The organism is Pseudomonas sp. BJP69, assembly GCF_007633355.1.
In the GTDB taxonomy this organism is placed as follows: Bacteria; Pseudomonadota; Gammaproteobacteria; order Pseudomonadales; family Pseudomonadaceae; genus Aquipseudomonas; species Aquipseudomonas juntendi.
The window spans coordinates 601,249-616,580 of the sequence record NZ_CP041933.1 but is presented as its reverse complement, the minus strand read 5'-3'; the positions used below and the strand labels follow the sequence as shown (position 1 = coordinate 616,580).

Annotated in this window: 9 protein-coding genes; 4 read left to right on the top strand and 5 right to left on the bottom strand. The window is 64.5% G+C overall.

The genetic code is table 11. The features are described 5' to 3' along the window. Nucleotides 1–76 precede the first annotated feature (76 nt). A complete protein-coding gene (locus tag FPB55_RS02885; RefSeq protein WP_144187497.1) occupies nucleotides 77–4,978 on the bottom strand; it encodes an alpha-2-macroglobulin in 4,902 nt (1,633 codons plus the stop codon). Nucleotides 4,979–5,179: 201 nt separating this feature from the next. Between FPB55_RS02885 and FPB55_RS02880 the strand changes: the two genes are divergently transcribed. Next, nucleotides 5,180–6,517 carry an MATE family efflux transporter gene (locus tag FPB55_RS02880; protein WP_009685771.1) on the top strand — a complete coding sequence of 446 codons (1,338 nt, stop codon included), beginning with the start codon at nucleotides 5,180–5,182 and terminating at the stop codon, nucleotides 6,515–6,517. 120 nt (nucleotides 6,518–6,637) lie between these two features. Beyond that, a complete protein-coding gene (locus FPB55_RS02875; protein ID WP_009685770.1) occupies nucleotides 6,638–7,093 on the top strand; it encodes a transposase in 456 nt (151 codons plus the stop codon). 110 nt (nucleotides 7,094–7,203) lie between these two features. On the opposite strand, the gene speA is transcribed toward FPB55_RS02875, so the two are convergent. The 4 genes from speA to FPB55_RS02855 form a co-directional block, all read right to left on the bottom strand. Further along, nucleotides 7,204–9,117: an arginine decarboxylase gene (gene speA, locus FPB55_RS02870; protein ID WP_029885908.1), complete on the bottom strand. Its 1,914-nt coding sequence runs from the start codon at nucleotides 9,115–9,117 to the stop codon at nucleotides 7,204–7,206. 149 nt (nucleotides 9,118–9,266) lie between these two features. Continuing rightward, entirely contained in the window at nucleotides 9,267–9,638 is a 372-nt protein-coding gene (locus FPB55_RS02865; RefSeq protein WP_144187495.1) for a translation initiation factor Sui1, read from the bottom strand. Between the two features lie 316 nt (nucleotides 9,639–9,954). Then, on the bottom strand, nucleotides 9,955–10,491 hold the full coding sequence (locus FPB55_RS02860; protein WP_009685767.1) for an NUDIX hydrolase: 537 nt from the start codon (nucleotides 10,489–10,491) through the stop codon (nucleotides 9,955–9,957). A 2-nt stretch (nucleotides 10,492–10,493) separates the two neighbouring features. Beyond that, on the bottom strand, nucleotides 10,494–11,561 hold the full coding sequence (locus FPB55_RS02855) for a DUF2333 family protein (protein WP_009685766.1): 1,068 nt from the start codon (nucleotides 11,559–11,561) through the stop codon (nucleotides 10,494–10,496). A gap of 248 nt (nucleotides 11,562–11,809) precedes the next feature. Here FPB55_RS02855 and FPB55_RS02850 point away from each other — a divergent pair, with 248 nt between their 5' ends. Together FPB55_RS02850 and FPB55_RS02845 are read left to right on the top strand one after the other, a co-directional pair. Beyond that, nucleotides 11,810–13,165 carry a diguanylate cyclase gene (locus FPB55_RS02850; RefSeq protein WP_009685765.1) on the top strand — a complete coding sequence of 452 codons (1,356 nt, stop codon included), beginning with the start codon at nucleotides 11,810–11,812 and terminating at the stop codon, nucleotides 13,163–13,165. A gap of 154 nt (nucleotides 13,166–13,319) precedes the next feature. Beyond that, the gene (locus FPB55_RS02845) at nucleotides 13,320–15,281 is read left to right on the top strand and encodes a methyl-accepting chemotaxis protein (protein WP_144187493.1); all 1,962 of its coding nucleotides are present in this window, start codon (nucleotides 13,320–13,322) and stop codon (nucleotides 15,279–15,281) included. Nucleotides 15,282–15,332: the final 51 nt, after the last annotated feature.

Here is a 15,332-nt window from a genome sequence, read left to right as displayed (position 1 = left end):
ACGGTGACCGCAGCGGCATCGAAGCCAGGTGCAGCACCTGGCTTGCCAGCATGAGGCCGGTAACAGCAGCACAAGCCTAGCGGGCTTTTACCGTCATCTCGCCTTGCCCATCACCCACCGCCTGCAGGTTCGGCCGATACATCGACTCAACCTGCGGCGGCGGTACGCGGTAGGTGCCCGGGGTCACCGCCCGCGCCAGGTACAACAGGTGCGTGGTGCCATAACCGTCGAGCTTGAGCGCCGCCACATAACGGTCATCACGGTACTCCTGATGCACCACGCTGGCGTTCTGCATCGATTCGCGCCATTCCTTCACCGCAGTGCTGGCGTTGTCCAGGCTGGCGGCACTTTGCGCCAGGTTCTGGTTCTCCAGCTCCAGGCCAGCCGGCAGCAGGTCCACTACCAGCGCATCGGGCACGCGGTCCTGGGCCTTGAGCGCCAGGTGTACCAGGACCAGATCGCCACTGCGCAGGTTGTGCAGGTCCAGTGGCTGGCCATTCATGCCCAGGTACTCGCGGCGGATCTGCATGCCGTTACCGCCGGCGGCAGGCGCCTGGCGCGGGTAGCCAGACAATGTCAGTTGCTGGTAGAGGGTCGCGCTGCCTTCATTCTGCACGCTCAGCGGCGAGGCCAGCAGCGGGCCATCCAGCTTCATGCCAGACTCGGCGTTGTTCAATTCGCGCACTTCGCCGGCACTGTCCAGGCGCGCCTGCCACTGGCCCTCGGGCTTGCCCAGCAGGCCACGGCCGGCGAGGAACAAGGCATTACGCTCCTGGGTCGACAGCCAGCGGTTGGCCGCCAGTTCATCCGACAGGGCAAACAGACGCTGGTCGACCTGGTTGGTGGCCAGGTTGCTTTCCTGCAGCAGCGCCAGGATCAGCGCCTGATCACGCAGCGGGCTGCCATAGTCAGCCATCCAACCTTTGCTGCGGCTGATGCCAAGCCCGGCTTGCAGAGCTTGCTGGGCACGCGGTTTGTCGCCCATCTTGTCCAGTGCCACCGCCAGCTGTACCAGCGGCAGCCCAGAGCGGGCATCGGCCCGGCGCTCGAACAAACCACGCAACGCGCCCAGCGGCGCTTGCTGGCTGCGCGCGAGCACCAGCGCGGCATAGGCCTGCACGGCGAAGCGGGTATGTTCGGCGTTTTCGCTGTAGTCGACCTCGATCAGGTTGCGCTCCTGCAGGTAGCGCAGCAGGCGCTCGCTGGCCTTCTTCAGCGCTTCGGCCGGTACCCCATAACCTTGGTCGCGGGCCCGCAGGAGGAAGTCGGTGACATAGGCGGTCAGCCAGTATTGCTCCTCGCTGTCCGAACTCCACAGGCCAAAGCTACCGTTGTAGCGCTGCATGCCCAGCAGGTGCTCGATGCCCATCTCGATCTTGCGCTTGCGCACATCTGCCGGCTCACCCTTGATGCCCAGGCGCTTGAGGCTTTGGGCATCGGCATACAACGACGGGTAAAGGCCACTGGTGGTCTGCTCCAGGCAACCGTACGGGTACGCCTCCAGCGCGCGGATCTGCTCGGCCAGGTTGAGCGGTGGCCGGCTCGACAAGGCCAGGCTGGCTTCCAGGCCCGCCGGTTCGAAGGCCGCCAGGTCTGCTTCGGGCAGCGTCCATGGCTGGTCCTTCAAGACCACGCGGTAGTGCTTGAGCATCGCCGGGTAGGCAGGGCGCACGCCCAGCGCCCACTCGCGCTCGAAGGCGGTGCTTGGCTCGTTGGGCAGTTGCAACCCGGTGACACGCACCCGGACCTTGCCCTGCCCCAGGCCGCCCTGGGCCTGCACTGGAATCAGCAGCGTCGAGCGCTGGCCTTCGGCCAGGGCCACGGTATGCAGGGCATTGGCGGCCAGGCTCAGTTGCCCTTCGCTGCTGACTTCAACCTGCAACTGCTGGGCCCGGCCCGACAAGTTGGCCAAATCCAGGGCCAGGTTGGTGCGGTCGCCGCCGGCGAGGAAACGCGGTGCCGACAGCTCGGCGATCAGCGGCGCCGCGACTACCGTCTTGCCTTCGGCCATGCCGAAGTGGTCGTCGGTCCAGGCTTGGGCCATCAGGCGCAGTTCACCATTGAAGTCGGGGATATCGACCGTTACCTGGCCCTGGCCGTTGTCATCCAGGGTAACCGGCACGCTTTGCTGGGCGACGATGGTCACCGTGGTGTTGGGGCGCTTGCCCCCCTTGGCCATGGCCGCGTCACCGCCGAATGCCAGGCTGGCCAGGCGGCCTTGCCCGGCCTCGATCAACTGGCCGTAGATGTCCAGCTGGTCGGCACCGTAGGCCTTGCGCCCGAACAGGCTGGCGAACGGGTCAGGGGTCTTGAAGTCGGTGATATTGAGAATACCTACGTCCACTGCCGACACCAGCACATGCACTTGCCGCGGCACACTACCGTCGGCGTTGGCGGCCTTGACGTTCACCGTCAGCGGCTGTTTGGGGCGCATTTTCTCAGGGGCTTGCAGGCTCACCGCCAGCTTGCGGCCGGCGCGGTCCAGCGGCAGGTGCAGCACACCGACCGAACGCTTGGGCGTGGCATTGGCCTTGCGCTCGCCAGGGCGGATTACCAGCGCACTGATGTACAGGTCGTGGCGGGCCCAGGCCTTGTCCAGTTGCACGTCGAACGTCTTGCCCTCGGCGGGCACGTCGATTTCCTCCCACCACAGCGGGCCGTCACTGGACTCGATCATCAGGTAACCGCTGCCCGCAGCCGGCGGGGTCACGGTGACTTTGGCCAAAGCGCCATCAGCATAGGCCGGCTTGTCCAGCGCCAGTTTGACCTGGTCGGGGCGTACGGCACCGCCTTCGGCGTTGTCCTGGGCACGGTAACCGGCCCAGAAGCGCTCGCTGGACACCAGGCCGGTCTGCGGGTCTTCCACCTCGACCCGGTAAGGGCCCCATTCCACCTGGAAGCTCAGCTTGGCCGTGGAGCCGGCCTTGACGCTGACCGTCTCTTCGCTCTGGGTCAGGAACTTCTCGTTGTAGGCATAGCTCCAGCCATCGCTTTGCGAGTAGTTCCAATAGTAATCACGGCGCTCACGCACCAGGCGCACCTTGAGGTCGTTGGCCGCCAGCTTGTTGCCGTCGTGGTCGGCCACCAGTACCTCGAACTCCACTGGCCCGTCGCTATCGGTTTCCTCACCGTCAAACAGGCCGCGCAAGCCTGGCAGGCGCTCGCCCGGCCAGATCGGCTGTTCCAGGCGCCGGGTGATCGGCCGCCCGCCGGACTCCTGCAAGCTGGCCTGCACGGTCAGTTGCAACGGCGAGCGGGCTTCGGCCCAGCGGCTTTCGATATCGACCACGGCCTTGCCCGCCTGGTCGAGGGTGACTTCATCCAGCTCCAGGTCCTGGTTCAGTTCGGTTTCGGTGACCGAGCCGAACTGGTAACCCGGCAACGCCGGCACCGCCTCGCGCAAGGGGCGCACGTAGGCTTGACCACTCAGGCGGTTGCCGGCCGCCGGAGCGCCGTACAGGTAACGGCCAGTGACCTGGATGCGCGCGTCTTCATCCGGTGACAGTGGCTGGCTGCTGCCCTTGAGCTCCAGCGCAAGGCGCTCGGGCAGGAAGTCTTCAACCAGGAATTCGTAGACCTGCTGGCGCCCACCGCCGAGGTCGAGCAACAGTTGCCAGCGACCGGTCGGGGCCTCGCTGGCCAGCTGCAACTGGTACTGGAACAGGCCATTGGCATCGGCCTCCCAGACGAACTTGCGGCTGACCTGTTCATCCGGGCGGCGCACTTCCACGTTCACCGGTTGGGCCTTGACGGGCTTGCCGTCCTGGTCACGCAGCAGGCCGTTGAGCAGCACCGTTTCGCCTGGGCGATACAGGTCGCGCGGGCCGAAGATGAACAACTGCAAGGGGTTGGCCTGGGGCCCGGTGATGTCGAACTCGGCGAGGTCCAGCGCGGCCGTGTTCAAGCGCAGCAGCGTGGTGTGCACACCCTGGGTGGCGATCAGGGTGTCGGCCTTGGGCGTGATCGGCAACTGGGCGTGGCCCTTGCCATCGGTGGCAGCCTGGGCCAGCAGCTTGCCCTTGTCGTCATGGATTTCCAGGTTGACGCCGCTCATGGCCTTGCCGCCTTCCAACGCCTGGGCGAACACGTCCAGGCGGTCACGGTAGCGGTGCGCGGAAACACCAATGTCGCTGAGGGTGAACAGGGTGGCCGGCTGCGAGTAATCGTAGGTGCCGGAGGCACGCATCACCGCCAGGTACACGCCAGGCGCCTGCAGCGGCTTGATGCCAGCGATGGGCAGCAGCACGGTCTCGCGCGTGTTGCGTGCCGGGTTCAGGTCGAAGCGGCCACTGTAGACCAGTTCGGCCATGTCCAGGGTTTCCTTGGACTGGTAGTAGTACAGGCTGCTGTTGCGCCCCCAGCTGGCCAGGAAGTTCGAGAGCATCTCCGGCTTGACCCGGAAGAATTCGACATCGACCTTGTCGACGTTCAGGGCGATCACCGGCAGGCCCTCTGCCAGGCGTGTGGGCAGCAGCGAACCGCGGCTGGCGAAGCCGATGGTCGGCTGCATGTCGCGGGTTTCCAGGCGGGTCACCGACTCACTGGCCAGTTGCTCGCCGTTCACCGCCAGCAGGCCTTTGTCCACGGTCAGCACCAGCTTGCGCTGGGGTTCGAGGTGGCGCAGGCGCAGCTCCATCTGGTTGTCGGAGAGCTCCCAGGCGCCATCGAGTTTGCCTTTGACGGTATCGACCAGGTGCACTTTGGTGGCGAAGTCCTGCTTGGCATCCAGCGGGGCAGAGAAGCTGATCGACAGCGTCGCGGCGCCGTCGAGCTGCACTTCGGAAACGTCGAGCACAGTCAGCTCGCGGCCTGCATAGCGCTTGGCGAGCACAGCAGGGTCTTCGCGTTTGGCAGCGGGGGCCTCGGCGGCCGCGGTGGCTGCCGGCTTCTCGGCCGGCGCCGGTTTGTCCGGCGTGGAAGAGTCACAGGCACTGAGCAAGGCCAGCGCGCAGGCCAGCAACAATCCTTTGTTGAACATGGAGTAGGAACTCTTTGGCAGCGGGTACTTGAGGGCCGCAATTATAGCTGGCCGGAATCATGTTCGCGCGGTTTGCTTGCCTGGCCGTTACACTGTGCCCATTCAGAATAGCCCACAAAGGCCTGCGTACGCCGATCGATGTGGGAGCGGCCTTGTGTCGCGATTGGGCTGCGCAGCAGCCCCAGATTCCCAAGGACCGCAATGACTGCACTGACCGCCGACTGGCGCCACCGCCCCACCCACCACAAGGTCTGGGCGCTGGCCGCGCCGATGATCCTGTCCAACATCTCCGTGCCCTTGGTAGCCCTGGTCGACAGCACCGTCATCGGCCACCTGCCCCACGCCCACCAGTTGGGCGCAGTGGCCGTGGGCGCCACGTTGTTCACGTTCATGGTCGGGCTCATGGGCTTCCTGCGCATGGGGTCCACTGGTTTCGCCGCCCAGGCCGCCGGGCGGCGCGACGGCGCGGCGTTGCGCCAGGTGCTGGTTCAAGGGCTGCTGCTGGCGGTCGGCTTTGCCCTGTTGATTGGCCTGCTGGCCATTCCCTTCAGCCAGTTGGCACTGCATGCGATGCAACCCAGCGACGCGTTGCAGCAAGCCACCGAAGACTTCTTCCACACCCGCCTGCTCGGGTTGCCTGCAGCGCTGGCCAGCTATGCCTTGGTCGGCTGGTTCCTTGGCACGCAGAACGCCCGCGCGCCGCTGGCGATCCTGCTGACGACCAACCTGCTGAACATCGCGCTGAACCTGTGGTTCGTTCTGGGCCTGGACTGGGGTGTGCTGGGTTCAGCGCGGGCCTCGGTGATTGCCGAGTGGAGTGCCGCGCTGCTTGGCCTGGCCCTGACCCGCCCGGCGCTGCGCGCCTACCCAGGGCAGGTCGCATGGGCAGCACTGAAGCACTGGCAGGCCTGGCGACCGCTGCTGGCCGTGAACCGCGACATTTTCCTGCGCAGCCTGGCGCTGCAGTTGGTGTTCTTGCTGATCACCCTGCAAGGCGCACGCCTGGGCGAGGCGACTGTAGCGGCCAATGCATTGCTGCTCAATGGCCTGCTGCTGACCGCCTATGCGCTGGATGGGCTGGCGCATGCGGTGGAGGCACTGTGCGGCCACGCCATCGGTGCCGGTGATCGCCTCACCTTGCGCCGCTCGCTGGTGGTGGCCTGCGGTTGGTCACTGATCACCAGTCTCGGGTTTGCCGGGATGTTCCTGCTGGGTGGGCACCTGTTCATCGATCTGCAGACCGACATCGACAGCGTCCGCGCAGCGGCTTACCCGTACTTGCCTTACCTGGCGTTGCTGCCATTGATTGCGGTGTGGAGCTACTTGCTGGACGGTTTGTTCATCGGCGCCACCCGCGCGCGGGAGATGCGCAATGCGATGCTGGTTTCGGTGCTGATTGCGCTGCCGGTGGCGGTGGCCATGAGCGGGTTTGGCAACCATGGCTTGTGGTTGGCGTTTCTCGGGTTCATGGGGTTGCGGGCGGTGACGTTGGGGTGGATGGGGTGGCGGTTGCAGCAGCGGGGGCTGTGGGTTGGCTGAGTGGGGATAGCCCATCGACCGGATAACGCGGCTCCAACTGTCATAGTCAGTAATGATCCACCTGCGCCGATCCTTGTCCCGCCTCCTATCCTGCGAACGGGATGTTCAAAGGAAATCGACATGGATCGTCGCGGCAATCACCGTTTGCGCCAAGGGCGCTTCTCAGAGCCGGGCAGACTGTATCTGCTCACAACCATTACTCGCCAGCGGGACCCCTTGTTCCGCAACCTCTGGTTTGCGCGCGCGGTGATCGGGCAGTTGCAACTCAGCGATCAGCAAGGCGACTGCCGGACTCTGGCCTGGGTATTGATGCCGGACCATTTGCATTGGCTGATCGAGCTTGGGCCAACCCATCTGAGCAAGCTCATGTGCGCCTTCAAGTCGCGGAGCAGTTGTGCCCTCTACCGTACCGGTGCTGCGCGCCAGCACATATGGCAGCCAGGCTTCTACGACCGCGCGCTGCGCAAAGACGAAGATGTGAGAGTTGCCGCACGCTATATCATCGCCAACCCCATTCGCGCCGGTCTGGTGCGCAAGGCGGGTGAATATCCACATTGGGATTGTGTGTGGCTGTGACAGCGCCGGTGAGGGCTTCGCCCTCATTTCGCGACACAAGGCCGCTCCTACAGGGATGAGCTGTAGGAGCGGCCTTGTGTCGCGATGGGCCGCAAAGCGGCCCCCGGCATTTACGACGACAGGTACGACGACCGGGTCAAACCAAGCCGCAAGGCATCCAGATACTGCGTGCGCTCACGGGCCGTGATCTTGGCGCTGGCAACCTTGTCACGGTAGTGGGTCATCAACTCTTCGGGCGACAGGTGTACGTAGCGCAGCATGTCCTCGATGGTGTCGTGGGTCTCGATGCCGGCGTGGTACACGCTGCCATCGGCGTTCTGGTAGATGTTCACCGAGTCGGTGTCACCAAACAGGTTGTGCATGTCACCCAGAATTTCCTGGTACGCACCGACCAGGAACACGCCCAACAGGTAATCCTCGCCCTCCTGCACCGCATGCACCGGCATGCTGGTCTCGATGCTCTGCTCGTCGACGTACTGGTTGATCTTGCCGTCGGAGTCGCAGGTCAGGTCCTGCAATACCGCACGCCGCAGGGGCTCTTCGTCCAGGCGGTGCAGCGGGATGATTGGCAGTACCTGGCCAATGGCCCAGGTGTCGGGCAGGCTCTGGAACACCGAGAAGTTGCAGATGTACTTGTCGGCCAGCTTGTCGTTCAGTTCGTCCAGTACCTGACGGTGCGAGCGCTGGCGCGCCTTCAACGAGTTGTGCAGGCGGCGGCAGACCGCAAAGTAGCACTGCTCGGCCAGGGCCTTCTCGCTCAGGGTGAGCTTGCCATCGGCATACTGCGCAGCCACGTCACCCATGTAGTGGGTGGCACGCCAGTAGGTTTCGGTCACCATCTCGATGTCGGTCGGGCCAAGCAGGTCGACCAGCCACTGCACGGTCTCGGGCAAGGCTTCCTTGTTCTCGATGGTCGGAACCTGGTCGTTGTGCTTCTCGACGTCGGTCACCTGGATCACCAGCATGGCGTGGTGCGCGGTCAGCGAACGGCCGCTCTCGGAGAAGATGTGCGGGTGCGGCAGGCCCTGCGCATCGCAGAACTCCTTGAGCATGCCCACCACCACGCCGGCGTAGTCGTCCATGTCGTAGTTGATCGAACTGGCATTGCGCGAGTGGGTACCGTCGTAATCCACACCCAGGCCGCCACCCACATCGATGTGGTCCACCGGCAGGCCCAGCGCACGCAACTCACCGTAGTAACGGATGGCTTCCTTGAAGCCGTGCTGGTAGTCGGCCAGGTTGGCGATCTGCGACCCCATGTGGAAGTGCAGCAGGCGGATACCCTGGTCCAACCCGGCATCGCGGAAACGCTGGACAACAGACAGCAACTGCGCGGCCGACAACCCGAACTTGGACTTTTCCCCCCCGGTGTCGGCCCACTTGCTCGAAGCCAGCGACGACAGGCGTACGCGCAGGCCAACCTGGGGTTTGACCTTGAGCTCGGCGGCCTCTTCGATCACCAGGGCCACTTCCGACTCTTTCTCGATGACGATGAACACATTGTGGCCGAGCTTCTGGCCCATCAGCGCCAGGCGGATGAATTCACGGTCCTTGTAGCCGTTGCAGACAATGGTGCCGCCTTTCGGCGCCAGCGCCAGCACCGCCAGCAGTTCGGGCTTGGAGCCGGCCTCCAGGCCGATCGACACGTTCTGCGTGGCGATGATGTTCTCCACCACCGCTTCCTGCTGGTTGACCTTGATCGGGTACAGCGCGGTGTACTGGCTCTGGTACTCCAGGCGCGCGATATTGGCGTCGAAAGCGCCGGTTAGCTGGCGAACGCGGTCCTGCAGAATGTCGGGGAAGCGCACCAGCAAGGGCAACGACAAGCCGCTCTGGCGCAGTTCGTCGACCTGTTCGAACAGGTCGATCGGCGCGCTGTTCGGGCCGTTGGGGCGCACTTCGACGCGCCCGGCCTCATTGATGGCGAAATAACCAGCGCCCCAATGGCGGATGCCATAAACACTGCGGCTATCGGCCACGGTCCATTGGCTACCATCGTCTTTGCGTGTGCGTCGTACGGACATTCAAGTCCCCTATAGATAAGTCGAAGACACTGCCCTGCATGCTGGCGGGCGCAGTGTAAAAGCCGAAAATGACGATTCGTCCGTGCCCCAGGGTAGACCCTGGCCACGGCAACGAGTTTAGAAAGCACTGGGCAAAAATGCGCGCCGGCTCAGCCGCCGGACTTTTTCGCCTTGAAGCCCTGCTTGATCAGCTCGGCGATCAGCAGCTCGACATGGTCGCCCTGGATTTCGATGACCCCATCCTTCAACGCGCCACCGGTACCGCAACGGCGCTTCAGGGTGGTGGCCAGCTCCTTGAGCTGATCGGGCGGCAACGGCACACCGGTGACGGTGGTCACGGTCTTGCCGCCGCGGCCTTTGCTTTCACGGCGCACACGGGCAATGCCATCGCCTTCGGGGATGACCTGCTGCTTGCAGGTACAGGTATCCACCGGCTGGCCACAGTCGGGGCAATGCCGACCGGCGTCGGTGGAGTAAACGAGACCGCCAAGGGCGGCGAAAGAAGAAGCTTTCTTGGCCACTTTTGTTCCTCGGTGCAGAGGACAAAAACTGGTCGTACCTTAGGGATGAGGCCGACCGCGAAGCCCCACTCTGGCAGGGGCGGCGCTACTGCTGCAAGACATGCGGCAGCCCGAAAAGGGCGCGCAGTGTAACGATAAATGCGGCGATTGCTAAGTACAGGATTGCGGCATTTTGCGAATGTTTTGCGACTACCCGGAAACTGGGGCTGCTTTGCAGCCCTGTCGCGACGCAAGGCCGTTCCCACTAGGTCCTGCATACGCCGATCGATGTGGGAGCGGCCTTACGTCGCGAAAGGACCGCAAAGCGGTCCCCACGTCATCCCAGGCTGGCTTTGTAGCGCTGCAACGCCGCCAGCGAATCCGGGCAATACGGCTTCATCAGGCTTTCTTCCTCAGCCTGCGCCAGGCCAATGAACCGCGCCTCGATCACCTCTTCCGGCTGCAACCGCAGCGGCGCATCCGACACCGCCGAATACACCGCACACCACAAACGGTTATCGGGCTGGTCAAAGTAGAACCGCTCATGAAAGCGCAGTGCCGCGCCTTCAATGCCCAGCTCCTCGGCCAGTTCACGCGCCGCCGACTCGGCATACCCTTCGCCGGCCGTGACCATGCCACCCGCCGCCACATCCCAGTACCCTGGGTACAGCGCCTTGCTCAAGGTACGCCGGTGTACACACAACTCACCAGCACTGTTGAACAACAGGATGAACGTGCAGCGGCCGATCAGGCCGCGCTCACGCAGCTCGGCGCGGGGCAAGGCGCCCAGCACCTGGTCGGCTTCGTCGACCCAGGTGACCAGTTCACGGTCGGAAGCCGCCCGGTGGGCGGCCTCGTTGGCGCTGATGGCCATGCTCAACCCTGCGACAGCAACTGGCGCAGGTCGATGACCGCAGCGTTGGCCCGGGAAATGTAGTTGGCCATGACCAGCGAGTGGTTGGCCCACATGCCGAAACCGCTGCCGTTGAGCACCATCGGGCTCCACAGCGGCTCTTGCGAGGCTTCCAGCTCACGAATGATCTGCCGCACGCTGACCGTGGCATTCTTTTTCGCCAGTACATCGGCAAAGTCGACCTCGATGGCACGCAGCAAGTGCGACAGCGCCCAGGCCTGGCCACGGGCCTCGTAGAACACGTTGTCGATCTGCAGCCATGGGGTTTCCACCAGCTCTTCGTCCACTTGTGGCGCCTGGCCGGCAACCACCGACTCGGTCTTCAGCGTGGTGTTGAGCTTGACCCGGCCAACGCTGGCCGACAGGCGCTGCGACAGCGAACCCAGGCGGGTGGCGACGTCACCCAGCCAGTTGTTCAGGTTGTCGGCGCGGGTATAGAAGATCGCACCCTTGTCGCCAGCAGCCAGACGGGTCTGGTAGCGCGACAGCGACTTGATGCCCTCTTCGAACTCCGACTCGCTCGAGGGCAGGATCCAGCTCTTGTTGTCGAAGTTGAAGCGCGGCTCGGCCTTGGCCAGGTCGGCGTCTTCGGTAGATTGCGACTGCGAACGGGCGAAGTCCTTGCGCAAGGCGCGGGACAGGTCGCGCACCTGGACCAGCACGCCGTACTCCCAGCTCGGCATGTTGTCCATCCACAGCCCTGGCGGGAAGCGGTCGTTGGAAATGTAGCCGCCCGGCTTGTTCAGCAGGGTGCCGGCCACGGTCTTGAGGGTTTCGACGGTGGTGTAGCCAATCACCATCTGCTGGCCATTGCGCTCGGCAGCAGCCTGGGCATTCTGCTGCACCGGGAACAGTGCAGGTTCCTGGCTCCAGTACCAGCCCAAGCCGATGCACACCAGCAGATACAACCCGATCAGGGTTCCCAGGGCTCGGCTCCAAAGGCCGCCAAGGTAGCTACGGGCGGCAGCGCCGCGGCCGTCGACACGCTCACGGGGCTCGGCTTTGGCCTCGCGGTTTTTCCAATCCAGCATGGCTTTGTCCTTAATCAGTCACGACGGTTCAGGGGCTTTGACCACAGGCCTGCGCCAGGGTGCCACGGCAAGCCCGCGTGGCAGCACTATAAAGCAGACACCGCCTTACGCATAAGCGACCAATCAGTCGGTAACTGAATATTCGTTCTGAACGCAATGTTGATGCAGGGCACTCATGCGAGGGAAAAGAACTGCTAGCATAGAGCCATCATTGCCCCTGCATATCCCAACCTACAAGTAGCCAGGTCATGAGCCAAGCCGTCGAGCCAAGCCCGCTGTGCCCCGACCCGCAACTGTCGCGTAGCGGCCTGCGCAAGGACGACTCCCTTGACGAGGTACTGGTGCCCCTGCGCAAGCCGGTGTACATCCTGTTGCAGGACCACGAGCGGGCCCAGCGCCTGGCCCAGCAACTGGAATTCTTCGGGCTGCTGGTGCAGGCGCTGCCCAACGCTGCCGCGTTTCTGGCTTCGGTCGGCGAATACCCGCCTGCGGCCATCATCATGGATGTCGACTTCACCGGCAGCGGCCAGGGCCTGCTGCTGGCCGCCCAGGTACAACACGGCCTGGCGCAGAACATTCCGCTGCTGTTCTTCAGCCACCACGAAGCTGACACACCGACGCGCCTGGCTGCCGTGCGCGCCGGTGGGCAGGACTTTCTGACCGGCAGCCTGGAAGCATCCAGCCTGCTGGAAAAGGTCGAATTGCTGACCAACGCCGGCCCGCACGACCCATTGCGAGTGCTGATCATCGACGACTCACGCACCCAGGCGCTGCACACCGAACGGGTGCTGGCCAGCGCCGGCATGCTGACCCGCAGCCTGACCGACCCGATCCGCACCATGGCCGAGCTGGCCGACTTTCAGCCCGACCTGATCATTCTCGACCTGTACATGCCGGCTTGCACCGGCCCGGAACTGGCCAAGGTGATCCGCCACAGTGACCGCTATGTGAGCGTGCCGATCATCTACCTGTCCGCCGAAGACGACCTGGACAAGCAACTGGATGCCATGAGCGAAGGCGGCGATGACTTCCTGACCAAGCCGTTTCGCTCGCGCCACCTGATCACCACCGTGCGCAACCGTGCGGCCCGCGCGCGGCACCTGAAGGCACGCATGGTGCGTGACAGCCTGACCGGGCTGTACAACCACACCCATATTCTGCAATTGCTTGAGGATTGCAGCTTCCGCGCCCGCCGTGAGCAGCAGCCGTTGAGTTTCGCCATGCTCGACATCGACCACTTCAAGAAGATCAACGACCGCCACGGCCACCCCATGGGGGACCGGGTAATCAAGAGCCTGGCGCTGTTCCTCAAGCAGCGCCTGCGCAAGACCGACTTCATTGGCCGTTACGGCGGCGAGGAATTTGCCATCGTCATGCCCAATACCGCGCTGGAGGCCGCCCACAAGGTGCTTGACGAGATTCGTCGGCGCTTTGCCGACATCATCTACCCGGCACAGCCGCAGGATTTGCAGTGCACCTTCAGTGCCGGGGTGGTGCAGATGGATGAGGGGCTGGACGCGTTGACCATGGCCAGCGCGGCGGATGAAGCCCTGTACCGCGCCAAGCATGCCGGGCGTAACTGTGTAGTACGGGTAGAGCGCTGAAACGGCCCTGCCCGCGAGGAATCAGTAGCGCCATCAGATAGAGGCACTCTGCCACTTTTTTCTGACGCCAAGCCCTCGGCGTCATCATCCGGTCACACAATCGCCATAACTTCAGCCGCCTACCCCCACTCCCCTCCGCAGGAAGTTCGCGGCTATGCGCCTGAAGTGGCTGACCAATTTCAATACGCTGTTGCTGGTGACTGTGTGTTTCACCCTGGCCGCTACCCTGTGGTGGTCGCAACGGGCGCTGGAACGGCCCTATCAGCTGATGGAGCGCTACCTGGGCCTGTCCCAGCAGTTCCAGCAGCAGGTGGCGGGCAATATCCACGCCTACCTGGGCAGCGGGGATGCCCTGCGCCATGCCGCCGCCACGCAGGCCATCCAGCAACTGCAAGGCGCCCTGGCCGACTGGCCCGCCGAACTGGCGGCCAACCTGCGCCCCAGCCTGGCCAGCCTGCAGGCCTTCACCGGCAACGAGTTGCTGGCGGCCGGCAAGCTGGCTGGCGACCCGCAAGCGCTGCTGTTGCAGGCCGAACGGGAATTGGGGGCCAATTTCGAGCAACTGGCCGGATACGCCCGCGACAGCGGCACTGCCGAGGCCGACCGCTATTTGCTCCCGCTGCTCGACGCCAGCGTGCACCTGGGCCGGCTGGCACTGGCCCGCGACAAGCTGGTCAGCAGCGGCCGCCCGGAGCTTGCTGACGAAGTGCAGCGTGAGTTGCAACTGATCCGCAGCCAGGCACAGGCCATCGATGCCCTGCCTTTGCTCGGTGTCACCCGCGCTGCTGCCTCCGGTGCCGACGACTTCGCCGCCATGATGGGCCTGCAAACCCAGGCCAGCGCCCGGCAGGAAGACATCGCCGTGGGCCTGAAGCGTGAGCTGCAAAACCTGCTGGGCCGCTACCCGGCCGAATTGCAGCGCACGCGCGAACAGATCGAGCGCCGTGCCGCCCTGGCTGCCAGCACCGGCCAGCGCCTGGAAGCCGTACAGCAGGCCATCGCCACGCTGGAACCGCTAGTGCGCGCCCAACATGGCCAAATTGCCGGCGAGGTGCGCATCATCCAGTGTTTGATGATCGCCCTGATCCTGTTCATCGCCCTGTTGATCGATACCCTGCAACGGCGCCTGGCGCGCACCCTGACCGGCCTGGCCCCGGCGCTATCGTGCTGGGCCGAGGGCGACTTCGCCCAAGTGATCGCCCTGGGCAAGACCAACCGCGAACTGCATGACATTCAGGCATCGCTCAACCGCCTGCGCCAGTACCTGGTCGAACTGGTGGGCACCATTCGCCACAATGCCGAGCAGGTCGCCGGCAGCAGCCATGCCCTGGCCGGCATGAGCGCCGCGCTGCACGATGGCGCCCACCGCCAGGCCGGCGATACCGGGCAGATCCGCGACGCCTTGGGCGAGCTGGAAGCCACCATTCAGCAAGTGGCCGGTGACGCCAGCGCTGCCGCCCATGCCAGCCGCGATGCCGGGCGTGCGGTGGAACAGGGCCAGGCGGTGATTGGCCAGAGCCTGTCGGGCTTGCGGGAACTGGTCGATGAGGTACAGGGCAATGCGCGCATGATCGAGCAACTGGCCGAAGAGTCGGCCACCATCGGCGGGGTGCTTACGGTAATACGCTCGATTGCGGAACAGACCAACCTGCTGGCGCTGAACGCCGCCATCGAAGCGGCCCGGGCTGGCGAGATGGGCCGCGGCTTTGCCGTAGTGGCTGACGAGGTGCGTTCGCTGGCGCAGCGCACCACCGGGGCTACTGGCGAAATCCAGGCACTGATCGACCGCTTGCAGCAGGCGGCGCGGGAGTCGGTGGCCGGCATGCGCACCCAGCTCGAACACGCCGAAACCACCGCCAACCAGGCCCAGGCCGCCGATGGCGCGCTGGATGAGATCGTCAGCGCGATCCGCACGATCGCCGATACGGCGGTACGCATTGCCGACGTCACCGCGCAACAGACTGGCGCGGTGAGTGAGATTCGTGATCATAGCGAGCGGATTCACGCGTTGGGTGAAGACAACCTGCAGCGCATTGGTGAAGGGCGTGAGCAGGGTGAGCAATTGCTGAGCCTCGGCGGGGAGCTGAGCAAGGCGGTGCGAGCCTTCAGGGTCTGAGGCCGGCACAGGCAATACACAAGTGGCGCCAGGTGTCGCCGTCCCTTTCAA

What these genes read in the sequence shown, in the direction of transcription:
- FPB55_RS02885 (WP_144187497.1), bottom strand. Translation starts at nt 4,978, where the DNA reads ATGTTCAACAAAGGATTGTTGCTGGCCTGCGCGCTGGCCTTGCTCAGT.
- FPB55_RS02880 (WP_009685771.1), top strand. Translation starts at nt 5,180, where the DNA reads ATGACTGCACTGACCGCCGACTGGCGCCACCGCCCCACCCACCACAAG.
- FPB55_RS02875 (WP_009685770.1), top strand. Translation starts at nt 6,638, where the DNA reads ATGGATCGTCGCGGCAATCACCGTTTGCGCCAAGGGCGCTTCTCAGAG.
- speA (WP_029885908.1), bottom strand. Translation starts at nt 9,117, where the DNA reads ATGTCCGTACGACGCACACGCAAAGACGATGGTAGCCAATGGACCGTG.
- FPB55_RS02860 (WP_009685767.1), bottom strand. Translation starts at nt 10,491, where the DNA reads ATGGCCATCAGCGCCAACGAGGCCGCCCACCGGGCGGCTTCCGACCGT.
- FPB55_RS02855 (WP_009685766.1), bottom strand. Translation starts at nt 11,561, where the DNA reads ATGCTGGATTGGAAAAACCGCGAGGCCAAAGCCGAGCCCCGTGAGCGT.
- FPB55_RS02850 (WP_009685765.1), top strand. Translation starts at nt 11,810, where the DNA reads ATGAGCCAAGCCGTCGAGCCAAGCCCGCTGTGCCCCGACCCGCAACTG.
- FPB55_RS02845 (WP_144187493.1), top strand. Translation starts at nt 13,320, where the DNA reads ATGCGCCTGAAGTGGCTGACCAATTTCAATACGCTGTTGCTGGTGACT.